24 protein-coding genes and 1 pseudogene are annotated in these 23,080 nt (G+C 63.5%); 8 read left to right on the plus strand and 17 right to left on the minus strand.

The window, feature by feature from the left end:
- Positions 1 to 239: hypothetical protein (locus AB4Y44_RS15890; RefSeq protein ID WP_368700143.1), on the plus strand; the 239-nt coding region annotated here is incomplete at its 5' end.
- Positions 240 to 553: 314 nt separating this feature from the next.
- Here AB4Y44_RS15890 and AB4Y44_RS15895 read toward each other — a convergent pair.
- Entirely contained in the window at positions 554 to 1,471 is a 918-nt protein-coding gene (locus AB4Y44_RS15895) for a helix-turn-helix domain-containing protein (RefSeq protein WP_368700144.1), read from the minus strand.
- A gap of 193 nt (positions 1,472 to 1,664) precedes the next feature.
- Here AB4Y44_RS15895 and AB4Y44_RS15900 point away from each other — a divergent pair, with 193 nt between their 5' ends.
- Positions 1,665 to 2,564 (plus strand): DMT family transporter, encoded by a 900-nt coding sequence (locus tag AB4Y44_RS15900; RefSeq protein WP_368700145.1) that lies wholly within the window; start codon positions 1,665 to 1,667, stop codon positions 2,562 to 2,564.
- A 7-nt stretch (positions 2,565 to 2,571) separates the two neighbouring features.
- On the opposite strand, the gene AB4Y44_RS15905 is transcribed toward AB4Y44_RS15900, so the two are convergent.
- Complete coding sequence (locus AB4Y44_RS15905; RefSeq protein WP_368700146.1) at positions 2,572 to 3,420, minus strand: hypothetical protein; 849 nt, start codon at positions 3,418 to 3,420, stop codon at positions 2,572 to 2,574.
- Between the two features lie 591 nt (positions 3,421 to 4,011).
- Between AB4Y44_RS15905 and AB4Y44_RS15910 the strand changes: the two genes are divergently transcribed.
- Positions 4,012 to 4,401 carry a hypothetical protein gene (locus AB4Y44_RS15910; RefSeq protein ID WP_368700147.1) on the plus strand — a complete coding sequence of 130 codons (390 nt, stop codon included), beginning with the start codon at positions 4,012 to 4,014 and terminating at the stop codon, positions 4,399 to 4,401.
- Here AB4Y44_RS15910 and AB4Y44_RS15915 read toward each other — a convergent pair.
- Positions 4,391 to 4,594 carry a hypothetical protein gene (locus tag AB4Y44_RS15915; RefSeq protein WP_368700148.1) on the minus strand — a complete coding sequence of 68 codons (204 nt, stop codon included), beginning with the start codon at positions 4,592 to 4,594 and terminating at the stop codon, positions 4,391 to 4,393. The two genes, AB4Y44_RS15910 and AB4Y44_RS15915, sit on opposite strands and share 11 nt — an antisense overlap.
- Positions 4,595 to 4,704: 110 nt before the next feature.
- On the opposite strand from AB4Y44_RS15915, the gene AB4Y44_RS15920 reads away from it, so the two are divergent.
- Entirely contained in the window at positions 4,705 to 5,115 is a 411-nt protein-coding gene (locus AB4Y44_RS15920) for a DUF2844 domain-containing protein (protein ID WP_368700233.1), read from the plus strand.
- A 21-nt stretch (positions 5,116 to 5,136) separates the two neighbouring features.
- Positions 5,137 to 6,471 (plus strand): DUF3443 family protein, encoded by a 1,335-nt coding sequence (locus AB4Y44_RS15925; RefSeq protein WP_368700149.1) that lies wholly within the window; start codon positions 5,137 to 5,139, stop codon positions 6,469 to 6,471.
- A gap of 87 nt (positions 6,472 to 6,558) precedes the next feature.
- Here the strand turns inward: AB4Y44_RS15925 and AB4Y44_RS15930 are convergent, their stop codons facing one another.
- Complete coding sequence (locus AB4Y44_RS15930) at positions 6,559 to 7,431, minus strand: LysR family transcriptional regulator (RefSeq protein ID WP_368700150.1); 873 nt, start codon at positions 7,429 to 7,431, stop codon at positions 6,559 to 6,561.
- Between the two features lie 104 nt (positions 7,432 to 7,535).
- Between AB4Y44_RS15930 and AB4Y44_RS15935 the strand changes: the two genes are divergently transcribed.
- Entirely contained in the window at positions 7,536 to 8,609 is a 1,074-nt protein-coding gene (locus AB4Y44_RS15935; RefSeq protein ID WP_368700151.1) for an alkene reductase, read from the plus strand.
- Positions 8,610 to 8,688: 79 nt separating this feature from the next.
- On the opposite strand, the gene AB4Y44_RS15940 is transcribed toward AB4Y44_RS15935, so the two are convergent.
- From AB4Y44_RS15940 to AB4Y44_RS15970, 7 genes are all read right to left on the minus strand, one after another.
- The gene (locus AB4Y44_RS15940; protein WP_368700152.1) at positions 8,689 to 9,864 is read right to left on the minus strand and encodes an aromatic ring-hydroxylating dioxygenase subunit alpha; all 1,176 of its coding nucleotides are present in this window, start codon (positions 9,862 to 9,864) and stop codon (positions 8,689 to 8,691) included.
- Positions 9,865 to 9,873: 9 nt separating this feature from the next.
- Entirely contained in the window at positions 9,874 to 10,647 is a 774-nt protein-coding gene (locus tag AB4Y44_RS15945; RefSeq protein ID WP_368700153.1) for a siderophore ferric iron reductase, read from the minus strand.
- A gap of 2 nt (positions 10,648 to 10,649) precedes the next feature.
- The gene (locus AB4Y44_RS15950) at positions 10,650 to 12,515 is read right to left on the minus strand and encodes an IucA/IucC family siderophore biosynthesis protein (RefSeq protein ID WP_368700234.1); all 1,866 of its coding nucleotides are present in this window, start codon (positions 12,513 to 12,515) and stop codon (positions 10,650 to 10,652) included.
- A 48-nt stretch (positions 12,516 to 12,563) separates the two neighbouring features.
- Positions 12,564 to 13,163, minus strand: coding sequence for a GNAT family N-acetyltransferase (locus AB4Y44_RS15955; protein ID WP_368700154.1), 600 nt, complete (start codon positions 13,161 to 13,163; stop codon positions 12,564 to 12,566).
- A complete protein-coding gene (locus AB4Y44_RS15960) occupies positions 13,153 to 14,376 on the minus strand; it encodes an MFS transporter (RefSeq protein WP_342920024.1) in 1,224 nt (407 codons plus the stop codon). The genes AB4Y44_RS15955 and AB4Y44_RS15960 overlap by 11 nt, the downstream gene beginning before the upstream one ends.
- Positions 14,373 to 15,728, minus strand: a complete 1,356-nt coding sequence (locus AB4Y44_RS15965; RefSeq protein ID WP_368700155.1) for a lysine N(6)-hydroxylase/L-ornithine N(5)-oxygenase family protein — start codon at positions 15,726 to 15,728, stop codon at positions 14,373 to 14,375. Before AB4Y44_RS15965 ends, AB4Y44_RS15960 begins: the two co-directional genes overlap by 4 nt.
- Before the next feature lie 497 nt (positions 15,729 to 16,225).
- Entirely contained in the window at positions 16,226 to 16,693 is a 468-nt protein-coding gene (locus AB4Y44_RS15970; protein WP_342920204.1) for a YaiI/YqxD family protein, read from the minus strand.
- A gap of 186 nt (positions 16,694 to 16,879) precedes the next feature.
- Between AB4Y44_RS15970 and arcD the strand changes: the two genes are divergently transcribed.
- Positions 16,880 to 18,343 carry an arginine-ornithine antiporter gene (gene arcD, locus AB4Y44_RS15975; RefSeq protein WP_342920026.1) on the plus strand — a complete coding sequence of 488 codons (1,464 nt, stop codon included), beginning with the start codon at positions 16,880 to 16,882 and terminating at the stop codon, positions 18,341 to 18,343.
- A gap of 28 nt (positions 18,344 to 18,371) precedes the next feature.
- Here the strand turns inward: arcD and AB4Y44_RS15980 are convergent, their stop codons facing one another.
- From AB4Y44_RS15980 to frmR, 6 genes are read right to left on the minus strand one after another with little or no spacing between them, the layout of a single operon-like run.
- A complete protein-coding gene (locus AB4Y44_RS15980; RefSeq protein WP_342920027.1) occupies positions 18,372 to 18,962 on the minus strand; it encodes a dimethylsulfoniopropionate lyase in 591 nt (196 codons plus the stop codon).
- A complete protein-coding gene (locus AB4Y44_RS15985) occupies positions 18,863 to 19,594 on the minus strand; it encodes a hypothetical protein (protein WP_368700240.1) in 732 nt (243 codons plus the stop codon). The genes AB4Y44_RS15980 and AB4Y44_RS15985 overlap by 100 nt, the downstream gene beginning before the upstream one ends.
- 59 nt (positions 19,595 to 19,653) lie before the next feature.
- Positions 19,654 to 20,484 carry an S-formylglutathione hydrolase gene (fghA, locus tag AB4Y44_RS15990; RefSeq protein WP_342920029.1) on the minus strand — a complete coding sequence of 277 codons (831 nt, stop codon included), beginning with the start codon at positions 20,482 to 20,484 and terminating at the stop codon, positions 19,654 to 19,656.
- A gap of 7 nt (positions 20,485 to 20,491) precedes the next feature.
- Positions 20,492 to 21,067, minus strand: coding sequence for an S-(hydroxymethyl)glutathione synthase (gfa, locus tag AB4Y44_RS15995; protein WP_342920030.1), 576 nt, complete (start codon positions 21,065 to 21,067; stop codon positions 20,492 to 20,494).
- Positions 21,068 to 21,100: 33 nt separating this feature from the next.
- Positions 21,101 to 22,210, minus strand: a complete 1,110-nt coding sequence (locus tag AB4Y44_RS16000) for an S-(hydroxymethyl)glutathione dehydrogenase/class III alcohol dehydrogenase (RefSeq protein ID WP_342920031.1) — start codon at positions 22,208 to 22,210, stop codon at positions 21,101 to 21,103.
- Between the two features lie 59 nt (positions 22,211 to 22,269).
- Entirely contained in the window at positions 22,270 to 22,542 is a 273-nt protein-coding gene (gene frmR, locus AB4Y44_RS16005; RefSeq protein WP_028203886.1) for a formaldehyde-responsive transcriptional repressor FrmR, read from the minus strand.
- Positions 22,543 to 22,719: 177 nt separating this feature from the next.
- Here frmR and AB4Y44_RS16010 point away from each other — a divergent pair.
- Positions 22,720 to 23,073: pseudogene (locus AB4Y44_RS16010) on the plus strand (patatin-like phospholipase family protein); the annotation flags it as partial.
- Positions 23,074 to 23,080: the final 7 nt, after the last annotated feature.

Here is a 23,080-nt window from a genome sequence, read left to right on the forward strand (position 1 = left end):
GCTTCGAGCAGAAAGGTCAGGTGACTGGAAAGCATCGCGCCGAAAAGTTAACAGCTCGGCGCGTCGTTTACAACACCTTCTCGCCATCAAAACAACAATGCCGTTCAGGCTTAACTGAACGGCATTACCGGCGGTATGGGGGATTTTTGCTGGTGGAGCAGGGGTGGCTAGTCGATGCAACGTTCGATCGCGAGGGACTGGGCGTTGTGTGCATCTATCCTGTCGTGTTTCGACGGTGATTCGGACTGCGATGCAAGACACAGCGCAAGATTGGCGCGGGTGCTGTGGGGCGCGAACATGAGTGCAAGGAATAACGCCATCACTGCCGCAACCAGAATGGCGACGCCGCGCAAGCTTGCGCGCAGAGCGGGCGACAAGGGGGCATTGGCGCTAAAGCGCGAAGTCCGTTCGACGATGGTTCGGAACATGGCGGGCTCTGTGCGGTGAGCGTCGAGGGCATGACGTCACGATAGGCAGGCCCGGCAGCCGCGACAAGACCCAGCCGCGCCTCAAAACATGGAGCCACGCACGGCGGGATCGGGGGGGCACGCGACTACTTCAGGAATGCTTGACGATAGACATTCGGCGCGGCGCCAAACGCGTCGCGAAAGCGATGGCTGAAGTGACTCGCGTTCGCGTACCCGCACTCTGCCGCAATCTGCGCGAGCGGCAGGGCGGTCGTGCGCAACAGCAAACGCGCCCGCTCCAGACGCTGGGCGGCGATCCACGCATGCGGCGGCCGCCCGAACGAGGCGCGAAACATGCGCGCGAGATGGTACTCGGAAAGGCACGCGACATCGGCCAGTGCGCCGAGCGTCAGCGTCTCGCCCAGGTGGGCGTCGATATAGTCGCGCAGGCGCCGCCGTGTCGACACGGCGAGACCGCCCTTTAGGGCCGTGCCCGCGCGACGCACGCCCTGGCTGCGCAGCAGCAGGCTCAGCACTTCGTGCGCCGTTTCGTTGCTGCGCAAAAGGCCGTCTGGATCGGCCCAGTTCTCGCTGGCCAGCGTCTGGCAGAGCACGGCAATGCGTTCGTCTTCGAAATACGTGCGGTCGGCCAGCGTGAGTTCGCGCGGTTCCCGGTCGAGTTCGCGCACCGCGCGCTGCGTGAAGTGCTCGGGCAGGAAGTACAGATGCATGAAATGCATGTGGCCGCGCACCCACCAGCGCGATTCATGGTCGCCCGGAAGCGCGCAGAGGCGGCTTGGCGCGCCGTACACGCCGGGCAGCTTCTGCCGCTCGGTGCGGTAGCCGCCGTCGAGATAGCACGACAGCGTGTGATGGCCGGGCCGGTCATAGACGGTTTCGGCCTCGCGCGTGACGCGCGTCCAGACGGCGGCCGCAAACTGGTCGCCGAGCCACGCAAAACGCTCCAGCGTCGCGTTGGCCGCGCTCAGCGTGCGGCACACCGAATGCAGCCCAAAGGGCGTCTCGGCGGGGGCGGGCGCGGGGAGCGGCACCTGGGGGTTCATGGTCGGGGCGGCGGGCTGCAACTCGGTGATGGGGTCGTCAAAACGGTTGTCAAAGCAGGTTTTGGAAGTATACGCTCGCGCCCCCGTTGCTGCTGGCCATGGCCGGGCGCAGGCAAGAAATGCGCAATCCTGGACAAGTCCGCGCCGCCGCCGTACGCCATAGTTCGGGCATCGACTCGAGTTTTTTCCGGCAATGAATCTTTTACTCTACGTGCTCACCGTCCTGATCTGGGGCACCACCTGGATCGCTATCAAGTGGCAGCTCGGCGTCGTGCCTGCACCTGTCTCGATCGCCTGGCGTTTCGGCCTCGCGGCGCTCCTGGTGTTCGCACTGCTGGGCGTGATGCGCCGCCCCATCTGGCCGCCGCGCGCGGCGTGGCGCTACCTCCTCGCCCAGGGGCTGGCGCTGTTCTGCCTCAATTTCCTGTGCTTTTACTATGCCGAGAACATCGTGCCGAGCGGGCTCGTGGCCGTGGTGTTTTCGACCGCGCCGCTGCTGAACTCGATCAACGGACGCATTTTCATGGGCCGGCCGCTGCAACCCAGCGCCGTGGGCGGCGCCGTACTCGGGCTGATCGGGATCGTTTGTCTTTTCCTGCAGCAGATGGCCGGCCATATCGGCGATCAGACCGCGTGGCTCGGGCTCGCCGTGGCATTTCTCGGCACCCTGTGCTTTTCCACCGGCAATCTGCTATCCAGCCGCATGCAGTCGATGGGGCTCAATCCGCTCGTCACGAACGGCTGGGCCATGCTGATCGGCACCGCGGTGCTCGTGGCGGGCAGCGCCTTCGCCGGATTGCCGTTCAGGCTCGAAATGGATGCGCGCTATCTCGGCGCGCTGGCCTGGCTCGTCGTGGCAGGGTCGGTGATCGGCTTCACGGCCTATCTGACGCTGGTTGGGCGGATCGGGCCTGAGCGCGCGGCGTATTGCACGGTCTTGTTCCCGATCGTCGCGCTGGCGGTTTCGACGGTCTACGAGGGCTACCGGTGGTCCTTGCTTGCCGTTATCGGGCTTTTGCTGGTCGTCTCGGGCAACCTCGTAGCGTTCGATCTGACGCGGCGTTTGTTCGCGCGGCGCGCGCCGGTTGCGTGAGCGGGCTTCAGCGGGCGAGGCTCGCCTTCAGGGTGTTGCCATAGCGTCGATATAGCCAGGCGGAACACGGCGCGCCCAGATAGAGTGCGCCGAAAGTGGCGAGTGCGGTGCCCGGCAGATTGTGGGTGTTGAGCGAAGCGAGAACCTGGTGCCGCGTCGCGAAGCCGGTTGCGGCGACGATGACCGAGGCCGAGAGCGTTGGCAGTCCTGCGCACAACTGGATGAGCCAGATGCTCCAGCAATGCCCGCGCGTATCGGTCCACACTTCCCGTATCCTGAGCGTGCCGCCAATAGCGACGTGCGTGTGGAGCAGGCTCAGCCTCGTGAGCACGAAACAACTGATGCCTCCGGCAAGCAGCACGAGACCTGCGCCAACGATCATTATCAGGAGGCGCGCCTCCACAGGATGCTGCACAATCGCGGCTTTCGCTGCGGGGTCGAGCCCGATCATCAACTCGACACACAGCGCCAAGGCCAAGCCGACGAGCGCCAGCACCAGGCAGACGAGCACGGGTGCGAGCATGGCCAGTCCCCAGGTGCAGCCAAGATATCGCCAATAGCTCGGGCCTGAGATCGGCTGTGCGTTAGCCGAATCATTGTCAAGCAATACGAAGCGTATGGCGTGAATGATGAGAAGCGAAAATAGCGCACTCTCCAGCAATGTGAAGACGCCCAGCGGGACGTAGGTGAGGAGCCGGAACGGCGGCGTGCGGTCGGGGCTCAGGGCGTTCACGGCGGACGACGACAGCCACGCGTAGGGCAGTAGCAGAACTGCAAATACTGGGTGGTGACGGAGATATCGCCAGCCGTCGCGCCATGCGCCCTTCACGCACTGAGCAAATGTGATCGACTCCATTCGAACCCCTTGTGCGTTGTTATTTGCGGTCGACTCGAAGCGCCGGTCGGGCGTTTATGTGTTTTGCATCATGCATCGCTGGCCCGGGCGGCCGCGTCAATTGTGACGGGATATGGGGGCACGAGTATGTGGGATGGCGCACCCGGCTTTTCCTCGATTTATTCGATTCAGTTGCAATTCCCTACGTTTTTATTACGAAAATGCGGCATTCATAAATTGATGGCTGCACTAAAGATTCGTCTAAAGGTTGCCGATAGCCTTTAAAGAACAGAATTAATATGATTGCAAACACGCGGCACGCCGGCCGCTCCGGGGTTACCGCCTACGCTTGCGCGTGCGGGGAATGAACGAATGCAAAGCAGATGGCCTATCTCAGCGTGCAGCACACGCCTGCACACGCTATTCACGCTCCTGACGAGGACGGTCCTCGCGTCGGGGCTCACGTTCGCAGGCGCTATCAAGCGCAATGGCGTGAGCGTGACTCCGGCGGCCGGATGTCAGCTTGACATCGCGGACGCCCCGAAATCCCGTCAGTGCATCGCGTGATCTTCGCCGGGGAAAGGGACAAGACAAGGACGGGAGAGGCCTGCAATGAAGGTTCACGCTAGTGCGCTTACGCTGCTGCACTGGCTGGCGCAACGCGAAAGCGCGTCGGTCAGTGAAATTACTGCGTCGGGATTGATGAGTTCACGCGAAGCCTCGGATGTCGTTCGCTACGCCATGCGCAACGGCGCCGCCGAACGCGTCAATAAGGGCGCGAGTGCGCGAGGAAGCGCGCGCTACCGTTCAACCGGCGTGCCCCTGCCGGAGCCACGGACGGCGCCGGCCGGTGCCTCGTTTGAAGGCTTGCTGAGCGCATGGGGAATCGCAAAGGAGCCGCCCGAGCTTCCCGCGGTGCGTACACGCGTTTACCAGATCGAAGATAACAGCCAGGATAATCGAGGCGGAGATCGCCTCGGGAAACTAAGGCTCATTGATTGAAGCCAACTGCGAGCAACTGAGAAAATAGACGAATAGAGAATTGATACACCGTGCGGCGGACCCTCTGTGCCGCGGGGCGTTCCGGTTCGTTTTCCGGACGCCAGGCGTCAAATGAAGGTTCGATTTTCGCCGTTGATTTTCGCAAGAATGGCAACGGCAACCCTGCGCCGATGTGCGCGATAAAGCCAACCAAGAAAGGGTTTTCTCCTGATGTCGAAACAGATCATGCACGTCGCACTTTGTGCGGCGTTGAGTTGCGCTGCGCTGGGCGCGGCAATACCTGCCTCGGCTGCACTCGGCGGCATGCCCACGCCCGCGCCGGCTGGAGCTGTCTCCAGTTCGGCCAGTACAGCCGTCGCCCATGCAGCATCGGGCGTCGCCGGTACCACGAGCGCCGCCTCGTACACGGTGACGCAGACGACTTTCGCGACCGGCACGGTCGTGCGTGAGTACGCCTCGGCAGCCGGAACGGTATTCGGCATCGCCTGGAGTGGGCCGATCATGCCGAACCTCCCCGTACTGCTCGGCACCTACTTCACGCAATACGACAGCGCACGCGTCGCGCAGCGCACGGCAAATCCGGGCCGTGGTCCGCTGAATGTCGAGCTTCCCGATCTTGTCGTTCATTCCGGCGGCCACATGGGTGCATTCTCCGGGCAGGCCTACCTGCCGCAGTCGTTGCCAGCTGGCGTGAGCGCCACCGACGTCCAATAACAGACAAAAACAAGGCGAACCATGTTGAGTATCAATGGGAAACTGGCCCGAATGCTGGCCGCATTCGGTCTGGCGGCGGCTGTCGCTCTCGTCGCGGGGTGCGGCGGCGGATCGGGTAATTCGTCGGCGAGCACGTCGACAGGCAGCGGCGGCACGGGCGGAACCGCCAACAGCACGGGCGGCACGGTCCTGGCTGCCGGCGCCCCGGTATCGAGCTTGCCCGCGACGCTCGCGAGCAACCAGGTTGCCGTGACCGTAGCGGCGGGGTACAAGAACGCTCCGAACATTCCGACGGTCAGTGTCACGATTTGCGCTCACGGCACGAGCACATGCCAAACGATCAACAACATTCAGGTCGATACGGGGTCGTGGGGGTTGCGGCTCACGATGGATGCGCTGAACAGCACCATGCAGTCCGCGTTGCCGGTTGAAACAGCGAGCGGCAAAGCCGTTGCCGAGTGCTTCGGTTTCGTCGACGGCAACGCCTGGGGCTCCGTTCGTACGGCGGATGTGACGATCGGCGGTGAAACGGCTTCGAGCGTACCCATCCATGTCATGGGCGATCTGCCGCAAACGGCCGCTGGCGGCACTAACAACAGCTGCGCAACGGGCTCGCTCAACGACACGTCGTCGTCAATCGCCGCGCACGGCATTCTCGGCATCGGCCCCGCGGAATACGACTGCGGCAGTGGCTGCGCAACTACGCCTAACGGCGTCTATTTCGGCTGCACGGGGTCGGGAAATTCGACGAGCTGCACGGACCTCGCGGTAGTGGAAGCGTCGCAAGTGACGAATCCGGTCCGGTTGTTCCCGACCGACAACACGGGCGTGATCCTGAACATGCCGGCCGTGACGTCGTCGGGCTCGACGAGCGCAACCGGGTTCCTGACGTTCGGCATCGGTACGCAATCGAACAACGCTGTGCCGACTTCCGGCATTCAGAAGCTCACAACCGACCATTATGGCAACGTGCAAAGTGCATCGCTGAGCGGTACGAGCGTGTCGGCGGCATTCTTCGATACAGGCTCAAACGGGCTGTTCTTCCCCGACAGCACGTTGTCGTCGACGATGTGCAAGCTCGCGATCGGCTTCTACTGCCCCGCTTCGACGGTTTCGCGGACGCCTTCTGTCACAGGATTCAACGGTACCAACGTTTCGGCTGGGCTTAGCATCGCCAACGCGCTGAATTTGTTCGAGGACGGTGGCTTCGCGTACGGGAACGTCGGCGGGATCATGACGGGCGTCGCCTTCGATTTCGGCATGCCGTTCTTCTATGGCCGCACTGTGTACGTCAATTACGATCCGAACACCGACGGCAATCCTGGCGTCGCTACATCGGCCTACGTCGCCTTCTAACCCGTAGCGTCGTTCCTCCCCCCTATCCGCGAGCGGTCGCAGCGCCGCTCGCGGATGTCTCAGCGGTCATCTGTCCTCGGCCGCTTGCTACCGCGCCAGCCGCTCCCGCAGAAACTCGATGAAGCGCTGCGTCTTGGCCGGAAGCAAACGCGTTTCCGTAATCGCATAGACCGGCGTAGGCGTGCCATGCCACTGCGGCAGAATCCGCCGCAACGCGCCGCTGGCCACCTCGTCGGCCACGATTTCCTCCGGCAGCAGCACGATGCCCATGTCGAGCGTGGCGAGGCGGCGGATCATGCCGACGCTGTTGAGCGTGAAGCGTCCGCCCACCTTCACCGTGCTCGTGCGCTTTGCGTCGTGCAAGGTCCACGTATCGGCCTTCAGGATGACCAGGCATTCGTGCCGTTCCAGCTCGGCTGGTTTGCCTGGCTCGCCCGCGCGCTCGAGATAGCCCGGCGACGCATACAGGTATGGCGTGAGCGACGCCAGTGGACGCGCAATGAGTTGCGAGCTTTCGGACTCTCCCATACGGATCGCCACGTCGAACGGGTCGCTCACCAGATCGACACGCCGGGGATTCAGTTCAAAATCGAAGGAGATGGCGGGGTACAGGCCCGCAAATTCGGCGATCAGGGGCGCGAGGTAGGTGACGGCGAAATCGACCGGAAACGAGGCCCGCAGCACGCCGCTGGGCTGCGCAACCATGTCGCCTAGCTGCTCGTGCGCGAGGCGGGCTTCATCGACGATGCGCTTGCAGCGCTCGAAGTAAATCTGGCCTGCTTCGGTCAACTCGATCTTGCGCGTCGTGCGATGCAGCAGGCGCAGTCCGATCGCTTTTTCCAGGCCGCTGATGCGGCGTGAAAGGGTGGAGTTCGGCATGCCCGTCACGTCTGCGGCGCTGCGAAACCCCCTGGCTTTGACGACCTCGACGAACAAGGCCATATCGTTCAGTAGTTCCACCCTGACTGCTCCATCAACGGATCAATGATATCCAAATTACCATATTTATCCCAATCGTGAAGCAGGCGATGATGCACCCATCCAAACCAGTCGAGGTGATCATCATGAGCAAGCTTTTCGAATCCGTGCGCGTCGGGCGTTACACGCTGCCAAACCGTCTGGCCATGGCGCCCATGACCCGTTCGCGCGCGCTGGCCGACGGCACGCCCGGCGAACTGGCCGCCGAGTATTACGCCCAGCGCGCGGGCGTTGGCTTGATCGTCACCGAGGGCACGCAGCCTTCGGAAGAGGGACAGGGCTACATTACGACCCCGGGCATCTATAGCGACGCGCATGTCGCCGGATGGAAAAAAGTCACTTCGGCCGTGCATGCGAGAGGCGGCCATCTCTTCATCCAGCTCATGCACGCCGGCCGCATGTCGCATCCCGACAATACGCGGCACCACCGCGCGGGCGTCGCGCCTTCCGCCATCGCGCCGGGCACGGCCATGTTCACGGCCAGCGGCATGCAGGACATTCCGGTGCCGCGTGCCTTGACCATCGAGGAAATCCGCCGCACGGTCCAGGACTTCCGCACCGCGGCCCGCCGCGCGGTCGATGCCGGCGCGGACGGCGTCGAAATCCACGGTGCGAATGCCTATCTGGTTCAGCAGTTCTTCGCGCCGAGCGCCAATACGCGCACCGACGAATACGGCGGCCTGATCGAAAACCGCGCGCGCTTTGCGCTCGAAGTCGCGGCCGCCATTGCCGGGGAAATCGGCGCGGACCGCACGGCCATCCGCCTCTCACCGGGCACGACGCTGTGGGGCATCGACGAGGGCGTGCAAGGCCCCGATCTTTACCACTATCTGGTGGCCGAACTCGACAAGCTGGGGCTCGCCTATCTGCACATCGCGCATCAGGGCGACGAGGCGCTGCTGGCTGACATTCGCAAGCTGTGGAAGGGCGCGTTGATCGTGAACCGCGCCGGTCGCCCGCGCGAACAGATTGGCGCCGATGTGGCCTCGGGGTTGGCAGATCTGGAATCCTACGGTCAGATGGTGCTGGCGAATCCGGATTTCGTCACCCGCCTGCAGCGCAACGCGGCGATGAACACGGCGGATCGCAACGGCTTCTTTGGGGGCGCCGCGCAAGGCTATACGGACTACCCCCGCTTGAGCGAAGTGGCCGACGCCTGACGCGGCGGGCAGACGCGCGGCGTGCGCACCATTGGCCGCGCCCGTGCGAAGCCGCCTGCCTTGCGCGGTTTCGCATGGATCACTCGAGCGGACCCGCGAGGGCGCGCCGATACCACGCATGGAAATGGCGCATGCCGTCTTCGAGCGGCGACTGATACGGCCCGGCGTCGCTGATGCCGCGCCGGTGGAGCCGCAGTCGTCCCGCGTCCATGCGCTCGGCGATCTCGTCGTCCTCGATCATCGTCTCCAGATATGCCGCGCGCTGGGCTTCGACGAATTCGCGCTCGAATGCCGCGATTTCTTCGGGGTAATAGAACTCCACCACGTTGAGTGTTTCCTGCGGGCTCTTCGGATACAGCGTCGAGACCACGAGCACGTGCGGGTAGAGCTCGATCATCTGGGTGGGGAAATACGCGAGCCAGATGGCGCCGAACTCGGGCGCCGCGCCGCCGCGATAGTCGAGCAAACGATCGTGCCACGCGCGATAGATTTCCGAACCCGGCTGCGCAAGCGCGGCGTGGACGCCCACGCGCTGCATGCTGTACGTCTCGGCGAATTCCCAGTCGAGCGTTTCGCAGGTCACGAAGCGCCCGAGCCCCGGGTGGAATGGCGCGACGTGATAATCCTCCAGATAGACTTCGATAAAGGTTTTCCAGTTGTACCGGCAGGTATGCGTTTCGACGTGATCGAGCACGTACTCGGAGAAGTCGAACTCGGGGCGCTCGAACACGCGCGCCATGTCGCGTGCGGGCTCGCGTGGCCCTTCGTAGAGCATGCCGTGGCAATTTCGCAGTTCGAAACGTTCGAGATTGCGGCACGGTTTGCGCTCGAACTCGGGCGCGCCGATCAGCTCGCCGCCAGGCGCGTAGGTCCAGCGATGCAAAGGACACACGATGTTGCCGCCGCTCGCGGCGAGATTGCCTTGCGCGGGAGGGCCGCCGCTCGCAGCGACGTTGCCGGCCATGCCGCCCAGCATGAGCGACTGGCGATGGCGGCAGACGTTCGAGAGCAATTGCACGCCGTGCTCGCCGCGCACCAGCACGCGCCCGCCCTCGTCCTGCGGCAGATGCCGCCAGTCGCCGCGCTCGGGCACCGACTGTTCGTGGCCCACGTATAGCGCCGAGTGCGCGAAGATACGCGCCATCTCGCGCTGGAACAGCGCCTCGTCGAAATAGGTGCTCGCGGGCAATTGCCCGTGCGCTTCCTCCGTGTCAGGCGGCAGCGCGAGATGCGCGAGGTCACTGATATCGTTCATCGGTCGGTTTCATCCTGGTTCGTGTTGCGCGTTCAGGCGCACGATGCGTTCATGCTTTGCGAGCCGCGGGCAGGTGCTGCAGAGTTCGCCGTCGCGGCGGCGATAGTGATAGCAGCAGGTGCGGCGCTCCAGCGCGAGTGCGTTTGCGCCGTCCGTGCGCGAGAACGGGAAATAGCCTGAGCAGCCTTGCAGGCCGAGCGCCGCGAGCCACCGCTGCCCATGCGCTTCGACCTGCGCGTCGCTCCATTCGGGCCGCGCCTTGCGTGCCGCAAGCAGTGCGGCGAGCACCACGTCGGCCTGCGTGCCGCGCGCCGCCGCCGGATTCAGGCGGATCACTGGCATCAACTCGTCATGCATCTGCTCGCAGCACGAGACGATTTCCCGAGCGGCCTGCGCGATCAACGCGTGCATGTCGCCCTGCGCCGGTTCGTGATCGGGTATGCGGACTTCGCGGGTCCAGCCCTCGGCAATAGGCTGCGCGATGTCCGCCAGCGACAGCGACACGCCAGTCGCATGCACCCCGATCACGCTCAAGTAGAGCGGTTGCCAGATCAGGATGCCCCAGCAGCGCGACGACCAGTAGAGGCGGCCCGCTTCGGGGTAGGTGCGCGACCAGAAGGCAAGGAGCGCCTCGAGCGCAGCGCGATTGGCCTCGCCGCTGGGCGGCGCCGGGCGCGTGTGCACGATGCCTTGCGCGGGGCGCGCGGCCACCACGCCCTGCAACCCCGGCACGAGCCGCGCGGCGAGCTGCAGCATGTCGTCGAGCGCGCGGTTTGCCGCCATGCTTATGCCGCGACCGCTTCGGCGCTCATGCCAGTGGCCTGCGCGGCGTCGCGCGGCGCGCCGCGCCTGCCCGCCAGCGGATTGCGCAGATTGCCCGCCATCTTCAGATTGCCGGCGGGATCGGCGAGATTGACCATTTGCAGGTTGTTGCCCAGTTGCAGACGGTTCAGGCACGAGTGCAGGAACTCGGGCGCGAAGAGGTCGTATTCGGCATATTTGCGCGCGAGCTGCGGGTGCTCGTCCTGATAGCGCGCGACGCAGCGCGCCACCGTGTCCCAGAACACGTCTTCCGTGCAGCAGCCGTGCTCGACGAGTACCTGATTCAGGTAGCGGAAAAAGCCGTCGAACACGTCGATGAAGATCGCGAGCAGCTTGACGCGCTCGGGCACGTCCACCGCAAGGCGCTTGACGTTCTCCGGCAGCTGCGCGTCCTTGTTGAGGATGGCAGATTCCTCCGCGATGTCCTTCATGATCGCGCGCACTGGCACATGGTTTTCGAGCACGAGGATGAGATTCTCGCCGTGCGGCATGAACACGAGATCGTGCGCGTAGAAGCAATGGACGAGGGGTGCCAGATACGCCTCCATGTAGCGTTCGAGCCAGGCTTGCGCCGTGAGCCCCGAAGCCTCGATCAGTGCGGGCAGCAGCGCTGCGCCGTGGCGGTCCGTATGCAGCAGCGCGGCCATGGTCATGAGCCGCTGGCCGTCTCCCGCGAGGCCGAGCGGATTCTCGCGCCAGAGCGCCGAAAACATCTTCTTGTAGGGGCTGTCCACCTGGACGGCCGCTTCGTAATAGCGATTGCGAAAGCCGATGGACGCGACTTCGCGCAGGATGGTGAACCCTTTGTCCTGCAGATACGGATCGCTCGCCACGAGGCCCTTGATGAAGTCGTTGATGGCGGGGGTGCCCGACATGTAGTACGGCGAGAGTCCGCGCATGAAGCCCATGTTGAGAATCGAGAGCGACGTCTTCACATAGCGCTTCGAACGGTCCGAGAGATTGAAGAACGTGCGGATCGACTGCTGGGCCTGATAGCGGTCCTCGCCGAAGCCGAGGCAGATGATGCGGTTGATCGCGACATAGCTCGCAAACGCAATCGATAGTTTGTTGAACCACTGCCACGGGTGCGCCGGCATCAGCCGATAGTCGGCAAAGTCCACGCCGCGCGCTTCGACCATCGAGCGAAAGCGCGCGACGGTCTCCACGCCCAGTTCTTCTTCCATCAGCTGTTCGTAGTCGAGGTCGGCTGAGCTGTGGAATGCGGCGTTCGCCTTGTGCACGGCGAGCCAGACGATCTGGAGCGGCGAGCCCGCCTCGGGTGCGAACGCGCGATAGTCGCCCGCGTCGAAGCCGAGCCTGCCGTTGTTGGCGACGAAGCCCGGATGGCCCTCGCTCATCGCGGTTTCGATCGCCTGAAAATCGGCGTCGAGGAGTTCGGCCGTATCGGGGCCGTCTTTCACTGCTTTGTAGGCCGCGCCATACAGCGTGCTGCTGATTTCGTCGAGGTAAATGGGCAGCATCTCCTCCTTGATGCCAAGCCGCGCTTTCACATCGAGGATGAAGGCGAGCGCGTCGAGCGGTTGCGGCGCGCCGTCCTGCGAGCACACGATGGTTTCGGCGCGAATGCTCCAGTGGCGCAGCGCGAGCAGGCGCGCCTCGAAGGTGTAGACGCGGGTGCCGTCGTCGGATTCGAGCGCATAGCGCGCGTAGTGCTCGCCGGGCGCATCGCCCTCGCGCTGCGGTTCGACGATCAGTTCGTGCGCATACTCGGCAATGGCCTTGCGCACCAGCATGCGGTTCGCGCGCTGCCAGACCTCGGGTGTGAGGTGCGCGGTAGCCTCGTGGGGCGTGAGGAGAACGTGTTGCATGGAAGCCTGGGTTGCGAAATGATTCATGTTGCGATGTCCTTATGGAATTTAGTGATCCTGCATAATGGCAGCGTAAAAGGCGGCTCGTGTGCAGAACGCGAGCGAGGCGGTTTTCTCGCGGAACGCGACGTCCTTCGTATACACGAAGCCCATCGCGCGATTCAGCGCGTGGATGCGTGCGTTGCGCGCATCCGGCTCGACGACGACGCGTTGCGCGCCAAGGCGCTCGAACAGGAACGCCATGAGCGTCTCGAACACGTGGCGCGTGTAGCCCGATGTGCGCCTGGTAGCGGGTCCGACGAACAGATGCATGCCGAGATCGCCTGCGCACACATCGTAGTGCTCGCCGATCTCTTCGTGAGCCGGTTCGTAGCTTTCGAACAGGAAGGCGGGTACGTCATCCTGCAAGCCGAGCCAGGCGCGCGCGTGCCCGGAGTCTTCGATCGCCTGATAGAAAGCGGCCACGTCCGCCACGCTCTTGTCGCGCATGTTCCAGAACGCCGCGCGTTCTTCGATGAACCAGCGGTGCAGCGTGGGTGCGTCGCGTTGCGCGTCGAGTGGGCGGATGTGAAAGGCCCCGCCTCTGGCCATGCGTGCAGGCGGGACATGACGCAACGCGATTTCGTCGGCGGCGATTTCAGTTCGCACGGGCGGTGACTCCTGTTTCGGCAATCGGGTTGGAAAGGGCGGCGTCCTCGGCGCGCGGCCGGGCGAGCAGCCAGACGCTTACGAATGCCGTGACAACGAGGCCTACGGACGCAACAAGGAACGGCGCACGCAAGCCAGCTTCGTCGACAATGGCGCCGGCCGCGAACGAGGCCAGCAGCACACCAAGGTTCTGGAAGAAGTTGATGACGCTGTAATCGGCGGCGTACGAGGCGGGCGTGCTTAGTGCGAACATCGTCACGTCGAGCTTCACGACGATCTGGAACAGCGCCCAGCCGAACATCACGCGGCCCACGACGATCCACAACGGCGCCTCCACGCCTTGCAGCAGCATGCCGGCGGTGCACAGCAGCAGGTTCGCGAGCATGTGGTCGGGCACGCGCTTGCCCTGCATGGCGAGGCGCTTGTTCAGGCGCAGCGCGACGAGCGCGACCATGCCTGGAATGGCGAACACAAGTCCCGGAACCAGCTCGCCGGGCGCGTGGGTGACCGCTTGCCAGTACGACGCCATGAACGGCCGGATGAGATACACGCAGAAGTCGAACGCGAGCATGAGCAGCGCGAGGCGCAGGATCGGCATGCGCGCACGCAGCCCCGGCTTGACTGGCGCTTCATCGGCAACGCCCGCGAACCGGCAGCGCCGCGCAATGCCATGCGTGCGGATCAGCGCAAGACAGATCGCCATCTGCACGAAGTCGCCGGCGGCCATCGCGAAGATGCAGTGATGCGCGTCCCAGACCTGCATGACGAAGCCGCCCGCCACCGCGCCCGCGATCGCGCCGAAGTGCACCACCACCGACAGCACGCCGATGGTATGCGCATGCGATTCTTTCGCTTCGAGCCGCATCATGTACGGGTACATCAGCAGATAGCTGCTTTTGCACATGAACATCGCGAGCGAGAGCACCCAGAAGAGCGGCACCGTCGCCGCGAAATAGCTCGCGACCGAAAGCACGCCCGCGGCGCACTGTGTATAGACGAGCAGATGCATGGCGTCGAGGCGCTTCGCAATGCGCGCCCAGAGCGGCAGCGTGAGCATCACGACGATGGAGATGAACGCCACGTAAGCGCCCGCATGCACGGGGCTCGTCACGCCATAGCGCGCGGCGAAGAACTGCGGGTAGAACGGAATCAGGATCGCATCGCTGATGACGGCGAAGGTCGTCATCAGGATGATCGTGCTGCGCAGCTTCATTGCGCCTCCAGCGGCATCTTCACGAACGCCTCCGTGTCGGGCACCGAGAAGTCCTGCAGCGCGATGCGCCGCTCGATCTTGTAGTGCTCCACACCGGTCAGCTCGCGCAGAATGCAGGAGTTGCGATAGCAGCTCATGCCGAGGTCAGGGTTGGTCAAGCCGTGGCTGTAGAGCCCCGCGTTCTGCACGAAAACCTCGCGCCCGTTCACGTCGATCGCATAGTTGCGCGAGAGCCGGTAGCGCCCCTTGTCGTCCCAGCGGATGCGAGCGCGAATGCCGTCGACGAAGCCGGGCACATTCTGCCCATAGCCGGTCGCGAAGATGGCGCCGTCCGTGACATGGGTGTACTGCACGCCCTCGTCGCGCTGCACGAAGCGCAGGTGAAAGCGGTCTTCGATGCGGTCGTGATGACAGGCGCTCAGCTCGGAATTGGTGATGAGACGCGCACTGTTGCTGCCGCGGCTGCGGCGGTCGTCGAGCAGGTCGTAAATCTGGTTGATGAGCGAGGCGTTCACGCCTTTGTAGAGACTGTCCTGCTTGGCGATGATGTTTTCGCGCACGCCGTCCGGCAGGTTGTAGAAGTAGTCGATATAGTCGGGCGAGATCATTTCCAGCGTGAGTTTCGTGTTTTCCATCTGGAAAAACCGCGGCGAGCGCGTGATCCACGCGAGCGTGTAGTCGTGCTCGTCGCTTTCCTTGAGCAGGTCGTAGAAGATCTCGGCTGCGCTCTGGCCGCTGCCGATTACGGCGATCGAGCGCTTTTGCTGCAGCTCGGCTTTGCGCGCCACGTAATGCGCGCTATGGATGCAGCGCTCGCGCAACTCGCCGCAGCACGGCGGCAATTGCGGCACGGAACCCACGCCGATCACGAGGCGCGCGGCGCGATGCATGAACGGCTGGCCGGTGCGCACGTGCCGCCCGCGCACCACGTAATGGCCGTGCTGCGCGTCGTATTCGACGTGCTCCACACTCGAGCCGAACGCGATGCTCGACAGCTGGCCGATGGCCCATTTGCAGTAGCGGTTATATTCGGCGCGGCTCAGATAAAAGCGCTCGCGGATGTAATACGCATAGAGTTTGCCTTCCTGCTTGCAGTAATTGAGGAAGCTGAACCTGCTTTGGGGATCCGCGAGGCTCACGAGGTCGGCCAGAAACGGATTTTGCAGCGTGGTGTCGTCGATCAGCATGCCCGGGTGCCAGTCGAAGTCCTCGTTGCGTTCGAGGAAGAGGCCGCGCAAATCACGGATCGGCTCGGCCAGGCAGGCGAGGCTCAGATTGAACGGCCCGAGGCCGATCGCCACGAAGTCGAGCACGGGTGTGGGCGGACCTGGCTTGATATTAGTTGTACTCATGATTGAACTTTCACCTGGAGCGGAAAGGACCATGTCGGGTTACCTCATCGAAGGACGAAGACGGCGAGAAGACTCACGAGGCGCAACCGCGCAACCGTTTGCGCGGGCGTATGGCAATTCGATGCGAATGAGAGTGATTCGCGTTTGATGATCATAGGAAAGACGCCGCCCAATGGCAAGAGCGAAACGCAGGGCAATGAGGATGCCGAACTATCGTGCCTGCCCAATACGCATCAAGACGGACAGGGGCGATCGGCGGCAAAGTCCGGCTGCGCCGGGGCGGGCGGGGGATCGGGGGCTTTCGGGAACCAGCGGGGTTCGCGGTCGCGCCGCCTCTTTTTTGGCGTCAAATCATCTGACAAAAACCCTGCACTTTGCAGGGGTTAGCGGCGCGCAGGGAGAATTTCGGCTTTAATCGCGCGCGATTCGCGCGTGCGGGGCCACGGCGCAGGGGCATCCATGACGCAATGATTCCAAACGTCTCATCGCTTTCGCCATCACTCGATCTTGCGCGGCGGCGGGCTATGCCGCGCGAGAAATCGATCGAGCTGGCCGGCAAACGCCTTGCTGTCACGCGCGCTGAACGGGGCTGGTCCGCCCGTTTCGACGCCTGCATTGCGCAGTTGATCCATCACGTCGCGCATCGTCAGCCGTTCCTGAATATTTTCGCGCGTGAACCAGTTGCCGCGTGGATCGAGCGCCTGCGCGTTCTTTTCGAGCACCGCGGCGGCAAGCGGGATGTCGGCGGTAATCACGAGGTCGCCCGGCTCGACCAGTTCGACGATGCGGGCGTCGGCCGCATCGAATCCCGCTGGCACCTGAATCGACTTGATGAAGGGCGACGGCGGTGTGCGCAGATATTGGTTTGCCACCAGCGTCAGCTGGACTTCGGCACGCCGCGCGGCCCGAAACAACATGTCCTTGATGACGGCGGGGCAGGCGTCAGCGTCGACCAGCACTTGCATGTAGGGAATCCCGGCACAGTAAAGGGCGATCATATCGCAATGCCGGCGATGCGCCGCGCATGGCCCGACGTTTCCTGTCGTTTCCGCTTGCACTGCGTTTTCCTTGCATTTGCCTGCATACCTGCCAACATTGATTTCGCGACGGAGCCGGATACCCCGACCTGACACTGCGAAGACGGAGCGGATATGAGCGACGCCACCCACGGGTTCGATGCCGCCGGGGAACACAGGGACACAAACGGGCTGCGGCTGGGCGCGCTCGTTGCCCTCGTCGTGGGCTCGATGATCGGCGGCGGGATCTTTTCGTTGCCGCAGAATATGGCCGCTTCCGCGGGTGTAGGCGCCGTGCTGATTGGCTGGGTCATTACGGCCTTCGGCATGCTGGCCCTCGCGCTGGTATTTCAGACACTCGCCAATCGCAAGCCGAATCTCGATGGCGGGGTCTACGCGTACGCCAAGGCCGGATTCGGCAATTACATGGGCTTTGCCTCGGCCTGGGGCTACTGGATCAGCGCGTGGCTCGGCAACGTCGGCTACTACGTGCTGCTATTCAGTACGCTCGGCTATTTTTTCCCCGTCTTCGGCGAAGGCAATACGTTACCCGCAATCGCGTGCTCCTCGCTGCTGCTGTGGAGCGTGCATTTCCTGGTGCTGCGCGGCATAAAAGAAGCGAGTTTCATCAATCAGATCACGACGATTGCGAAGATCATTCCGCTCGTCCTGTTCATTCTCATCTGCCTCCTCGCGTTTCGGCTGCACATATTCTCGGCCGATATCTGGGCACGCTCGAATCCGGCGCTCGGCGGTGTGCTCGATCAGGTCCGCAACATGATGCTCGTCACGGTGTGGGTGTTCGTGGGCATAGAGGGGGCGACCGTTTTTTCGGCGCGCGCCGCGGACCGCAAGAGCGTCGGCAAGGCCACGGTGATCGGATTTTTCGTCGTGCTTCTCGTGCTGGTGCTCGTCAACGTGCTGGCGCTCGGCATCATGACGCAGCCGCAACTCGCCGGGCTTAAGAATCCCTCGATGGCAGGCGTGCTCGAACACGTTATCGGACACTGGGGCGTGGTGCTCGTGAGCGTGGGGCTCGCCATTTCCCTGGCCGGCGCGCTGCTTTCGTGGGTCATGTTGTGTGCGGAGATTCTGTTCTCGGCCGCGCGCGACCGCACGATGCCCGCGTTCCTGCGCAAGGAAAACGCGAGGCAGGTCCCGGCCAACGCGTTATGGCTGACCAACGGCATGGTGCAGCTGTTTCTGCTCATCACGCTGGTGTCGAAAGGCACGTACCTCTCGCTCATCTATCTCGCCACCTCGATGATTCTCGTGCCTTACTTCTGGTCGGCGAGCTACGCGTTGCTGCTCGCCATTCGCGGCGAGACTTATGAACTGTCGCAAAAGGAACGCCACAGGGATTTTCTGATTGCTGCGGTTTCCGTGCTCTACGCGGTCTGGCTGCTTTATGCCGGGGGCGTGAAATACCTTCTCCTTTCGTCGCTGCTCTATGCGCCGAGCGTCGTTCTGTTCGCCAAGGCGAGGCGAGAAGCCGGGCAGCACGTGTTTACGCATCTGGAGAAATTCGTATTCGCAGCCGTGCTCGTTGCCGCGGTCGTGGCCGGCTACGGCTTGTATCGCGGGCTGCTGAGCCTTTGATTGAGCCGCCGATAATCGAAAAGCGCGCTCATACCAGCAGGCACCACAGCGCGAGGAGCGCAGTGGTGCCCGAGCGCATGGCGTGCAGGCTGTTGGGCGGATTGTGGAGGCCGCCGCCGATGCCCGGATCGAACCAGTCGCCGTCGCGCTGGCGGAACTCCCCTGCGCTGAGCAACACATAGGCTTCTTCAGGGGGATGTCGATGATCGGGGTATCGCGTGTGCGGCGCGAGCAGCGAAAACCCCAGTTGCAAGTCGTATCGGCTCTCCATGCCGCCGGGGCCGCAAATCATGCCGTTCACATGCTTTTCGACATAGTCCTCGCTTCCATTCGCTCCGGACGTTCGCCGCTGCCAGCCGATAGCGGGTTCGAGCGTTTTGATGGCGCGGGCCGCATCGCCGAGACTGGTTGAGTCGTCAAGCAGTGGTGCGAGGGATGCATCGAGGAGATCGCAGGCGGGATAGCGTGCGCGGTTGCGCTTGCCGTCGTCGGACGGCTGTTCGAGACGCTCGAATACTTTCACGGCCGTCTGGCGGCCAGCCTCGGGCAGCGCGGGTGCCTGAAACAGTGTTCGCGCAACGCGAATGAAATGCTCGAGGTTCTCATGGCGCTGATACATGGGGGCTCCGGTAATTGAGTAGACAGGCAGGCTGCGCCGAACGGATCGAGCCGGTCGACGGCGAGCACAGTTTCACCGGGTGGGTGCCGGCCCAATACGTCGACGATTTCGGCGCCCCACGCCTGCGCGCGGCGCTCCGCCTCGTGGCCCGCGTTGAAGAACGTCCAGCTGAGCGCGCCGCGCAATTCGACATCGAGGTCCAGCCCATCCCAGACATGTTCGCTGCTGTGAAATTCCCAGGCGACGACATGACCGTCTGCGACGACCATGACGTAGCGCGCGGGATTGCGGCTAGCCCATACCTGCATGTTGGATGTGTCGGTCGCGTAGCGAATGTTCACGGGGTCGTAGAGCAGGATGGCGGGCACATTGTGCTTGCGCAATTGCTCCTGCACGCGCGCGAGCCGCCAGGCTCGGACGTCACGCAAAATTGCGTCTTTGCGGGTCGGTTCGATCGTGCTGCGTGCCGCATCGAAAAGCGGGGCGCTCGTCATCCTCTTTCTCCTGGCATGGCTTTTATGGTGTGGTGCCGTTGAGTATTGGAGGATGGGGAGTACAGCGTCAATGCGCTTTATTTTCCCGGTCGCATGACTTTGGGTTATACGTAGACGCGGCCTCGGGGCCTCGCCCATGAACGACACCAGAAAACGCGCCCGCCCGCTAAAACAAGCGGTCGGGCGCCGGGCGCGTCTCAAGCCAATGCTTTGGCGTGAAAGGCCATATGCTCGCCGATAAAGCTGGCGATGAAGTAATAGCTGTGGTCGTAGCCTTCGCGAAGATTGAGCGTCAGCGGTTGTCCCGCCTTAGCGCAGGCCGCCTGCAGCAGTTCCGGCCGTAGCTGCGTTTTCAGGAATTCGTCGCCGCCGCCTTGTTCGACGAGTAGCGGCAGGCGTTCGCTCGCGTTGCCGACCAGCTCCACGGCGTCATACTGCTTCCACGCCCCGCGATCGTCGCCGAGGTAGGCTGTGAGCGCCTTCTCGCCCCACGGCACCTGGCTCGGCGCGACGAGCGGCGAGAACGCGGAGACGCTGCGATAGCGGCCCGGATTGCGCAGCGCAACGACCAGCGCGCCGTGCCCGCCCATCGAATGCCCGCTGATCGAGCGCGCCTCGCTCGCTGCAAACCCGGCCTCGACGACGGCGGGCAACTCGGAGACCACGTAGTCGTACATGCGGAAATGCTTCGCCCACGGTTCCCGCGTGGCGTTCACGTAGAAGCCCGCGCCCTGGCCGAGATCGTAGTCGGGCGAATCGGGTATGTCGCTGCCGCGCGGACTGGTGTCCGGCGCGACGACGATGATCCCGTGTTCCGCCGCATAGCGTTGCACGCCCGCCTTGGTGATGAAATTCTGCTCGGTGCAGGTCAGGCCCGAAAGCCAGTACAGCACGGGACATTTCTGCCCGCGCAGCGCGGCCTCGGGCAGATAAATGCCAAACTTCATGTCGCCGCCAACGGTGGAAGAGGCGTGCTTCCAGACCTCCTGGCTGCCGCCGTGGCTGACGTGTCGTTCAATGCGCTCCATAAGCGTTTCAGGCCTCCCGGTAAGTGCCTTTGGCCTTGGCAGCCTGGGTGGAGAGAAGGTCCATGAGCGCGGGGCTCAGGCAGTCGTATGGCTCGAGGCCCTTCTCGCGCAGCGTCTGGCGCACGTCGGCCATGGCCGAAGGCGGCGTGCCGCTCTCGATGATCGAGGAGACGAAGGCCGCGAAGCCGGGGCCGTCCCAGCCCGCGTCTTTCGACAACTCGGTGTGGATGAAGTCGAGACCGTGGAACGCGTGATCCTTCTTCTCGATGCGGCCATACAGGTGCGTACCGCAGGCCGTGCAGGCGTGACGCAGGATCGTGGCCTTATCGTCCACCACCTTCAGCTTTTCACCGTGCGTCATGACCGTTACCTTGTCGCGCGGCACGACGCCCACGACGGAAAACAGCGCGCCCGCGGGCTTCCAGCACTGGGTGCAGCCACAGGCGTGGTTGAACAGGACCTGCGAGTCGATGCGGACTTCAACGGGGTCTTGCGCGCACTGGCAGCGCAGCGTACCGCCCGCGAAGTTCTCGGCGCCTTTCTGGATGCCGCGGTCAACGGTGGGGTGAATGGCTGAGGCCATGGTCTCTCTCCTTCGTTCTGTGTCAGTTCAGTGTCAGTAGTGAACGACGCTCCGGATCGATTTGCCCTCGTGCATCAGGTCGAAGGCTTCGTTGATGCCCGTAAGCGGCATCGTGTGGGTGACGAACGGCGCGAGCTGGATCTTGCCCGCCATCGCGTCTTCGACCATGCCCGGCAATTGCGAGCGGCCCTTCACGCCGCCGAAGGCCGTGCCGAGCCAGCGGCGGCCCGTCACGAGCTGGAACGGGCGCGTGGAGATTTCCTGTCCCGCGCCGGCCACGCCGATGACGACCGACTGGCCCCAGCCGCGGTGCGCGCATTCGAGCGCCGCACGCATCACGTTGACGTTGCCGATACATTCGAAGCTGTGGTCCACGCCCCAGCCCGTCATGTCGACGATCACCTGCTGGATGGGCTTCTCGTGATCCTTGGGGTTCACGCAGTCGGTGGCGCCAAAGGCGCGCGCCAGATCGAACTTGCCCGGATTGGTGTCGATGGCGATGATGCGGCCGGCCTTGGCGAGCTTCGCGCCCTGGATCACAGCCAATCCGATGCCGCCCAGGCCGAATACGGCGACGGTATCGCCTTCCTGCACCTTGGCGGTGTTCTTCACCGCGCCCAGACCCGTGGTCACGCCGCAGCCCAGCAGGCACACCTGCTCGGGGTTGGCTTGCGGGTTGATCTTCGCGAGCGAGACTTCGGCCACCACGGTGTACTCGCTGAAGGTGGAGCAGCCCATGTAGTGATACAGGGGCTGACCGTTGTAGCTGAAGCGGCTCGTGCCGTCGGGCATCACGCCCTTGCCCTGCGTCGCGCGCACGGACACGCACAGATTGGTCTTGCCGCTCTTGCAGAACAGACACTCGCCGCATTCGGCGGTGTAGAGCGGGATGACGTGATCGCCGGGCTTCACGCTGGTCACGCCTTCGCCCACTTCCACGACGACTCCGGCGCCCTCGTGGCCGAGCACGACGGGGAAGAGGCCTTCGGGATCGTCGCCGGAGAGCGTGAAGGCATCCGTATGACAAACGCCGGTATGCGTGATCTTGACCAGCACCTCGCCCTTGCGGGGCGGTTCGACGTCGATCTCGACGATCTCGAGGGGCTTGCCGGGCGCAAACGCAACTGCAGCACGCGATTTCATAGTAGTCCTGTAAAAAGAAAGAGGGTCGGCCAGATCGGCGCGGGAAATCCCGCGCTGAGCTAGCGTAAATAGGTTCGAACGAGGGTCACGACATCGTCGATCGATCCAGGGGACTCTGCTGATCCCGCAAGATGGGTAAATTCTTCGCGCAGATGGCTTTCGAGCACACCGGCCATCACGCCGTTGATCGCACCGCGAATTGCCGCCAGTTGCTGGAGCACCGGCGCGCAATCGGCACCTTCCTCCAGCGCGCGCTCGAGCGCGTCCAGCTGGCCGCGAACCTTGCGCACGCGTGTCAGCACGCGCTTCTTTTCTTCGGGGGAATGAGGCATGACGGCATCGGTTGAGGATACTGTGGGGCAGTATAGGCGAATACTGGCAGGGAGTATACGTTTGCATCGATGTTGCCCACGCGATGCCAGGTGAATATCGGGGCTGTTGCCTCAGGGCATGCGGCGCATAATGAGCCCATGCTGGTCCCTGGCCGCGACGAGGTTGTATGCGCTGCACACCCGCTCGTGCGCCCCGGCGTGCCGGTCACGGCGGCGGAGATTCTGAATCGCATCAGCGAGATCAGTTTCAATTCGTCGCTCATGCGCGAAATGCGCGCGATTGCGTTCGTCACCGAGTTGATCCAGCACGGCAAGCTCGCTCGCGACGAGATGAAGGAAATGCTGATTCATTCGATCCGCTCCGACGCCGCCATGTGCGCGCTCAGCGTGTCGAGCAAGTACAACGCGGATTGGGATTTCCTGTGCGAACTGCGCGACAACGGCCGCAAGGAAGCGGATGCGTGGCTCGCGCGGCACTACGCGGATATCGGCCAGCGCTCGACCATCGACATTCGCGAGGAATTTCTCTGAGCATCGC

Origin of the sequence: Paraburkholderia sp. BR10937, assembly GCF_040965695.1 — a bacterium.
Taxonomy (GTDB): Bacteria; Pseudomonadota; Gammaproteobacteria; order Burkholderiales; family Burkholderiaceae; genus Paraburkholderia.

Bases quoted from the DNA above. Each gene is read 5' to 3' on its own strand.
- AB4Y44_RS15940 (WP_368700152.1), bottom strand. From the start codon at position 9,864: ATGAACGATATCAGTGACCTCGCGCATCTCGCGCTGCCGCCTGACACG.
- AB4Y44_RS15895 (WP_368700144.1), bottom strand. From the start codon at position 1,471: ATGAACCCCCAGGTGCCGCTCCCCGCGCCCGCCCCCGCCGAGACGCCC.
- fghA (WP_342920029.1), bottom strand. From the start codon at position 20,484: ATGGAGCGCATTGAACGACACGTCAGCCACGGCGGCAGCCAGGAGGTC.
- AB4Y44_RS15965 (WP_368700155.1), bottom strand. From the start codon at position 15,728: ATGAGTACAACTAATATCAAGCCAGGTCCGCCCACACCCGTGCTCGAC.
- AB4Y44_RS15905 (WP_368700146.1), bottom strand. From the start codon at position 3,420: ATGGAGTCGATCACATTTGCTCAGTGCGTGAAGGGCGCATGGCGCGAC.
- AB4Y44_RS15950 (WP_368700234.1), bottom strand. From the start codon at position 12,515: ATGCAACACGTTCTCCTCACGCCCCACGAGGCTACCGCGCACCTCACA.
- AB4Y44_RS15960 (WP_342920024.1), bottom strand. From the start codon at position 14,376: ATGAAGCTGCGCAGCACGATCATCCTGATGACGACCTTCGCCGTCATC.
- AB4Y44_RS15935 (WP_368700151.1), top strand. From the start codon at position 7,536: ATGAGCAAGCTTTTCGAATCCGTGCGCGTCGGGCGTTACACGCTGCCA.
- AB4Y44_RS15945 (WP_368700153.1), bottom strand. From the start codon at position 10,647: ATGGCGGCAAACCGCGCGCTCGACGACATGCTGCAGCTCGCCGCGCGG.
- AB4Y44_RS15980 (WP_342920027.1), bottom strand. From the start codon at position 18,962: ATGTATCAGCGCCATGAGAACCTCGAGCATTTCATTCGCGTTGCGCGA.
- AB4Y44_RS15970 (WP_342920204.1), bottom strand. From the start codon at position 16,693: ATGCAAGTGCTGGTCGACGCTGACGCCTGCCCCGCCGTCATCAAGGAC.
- AB4Y44_RS15925 (WP_368700149.1), top strand. From the start codon at position 5,137: ATGTTGAGTATCAATGGGAAACTGGCCCGAATGCTGGCCGCATTCGGT.
- AB4Y44_RS15910 (WP_368700147.1), top strand. From the start codon at position 4,012: ATGAAGGTTCACGCTAGTGCGCTTACGCTGCTGCACTGGCTGGCGCAA.
- gfa (WP_342920030.1), bottom strand. From the start codon at position 21,067: ATGGCCTCAGCCATTCACCCCACCGTTGACCGCGGCATCCAGAAAGGC.
- AB4Y44_RS15985 (WP_368700240.1), bottom strand. From the start codon at position 19,594: ATGGGCGAGGCCCCGAGGCCGCGTCTACGTATAACCCAAAGTCATGCG.
- AB4Y44_RS15900 (WP_368700145.1), top strand. From the start codon at position 1,665: ATGAATCTTTTACTCTACGTGCTCACCGTCCTGATCTGGGGCACCACC.
- frmR (WP_028203886.1), bottom strand. From the start codon at position 22,542: ATGCCTCATTCCCCCGAAGAAAAGAAGCGCGTGCTGACACGCGTGCGC.
- AB4Y44_RS16000 (WP_342920031.1), bottom strand. From the start codon at position 22,210: ATGAAATCGCGTGCTGCAGTTGCGTTTGCGCCCGGCAAGCCCCTCGAG.
- AB4Y44_RS15920 (WP_368700233.1), top strand. From the start codon at position 4,705: ATGCCCACGCCCGCGCCGGCTGGAGCTGTCTCCAGTTCGGCCAGTACA.
- arcD (WP_342920026.1), top strand. From the start codon at position 16,880: ATGAGCGACGCCACCCACGGGTTCGATGCCGCCGGGGAACACAGGGAC.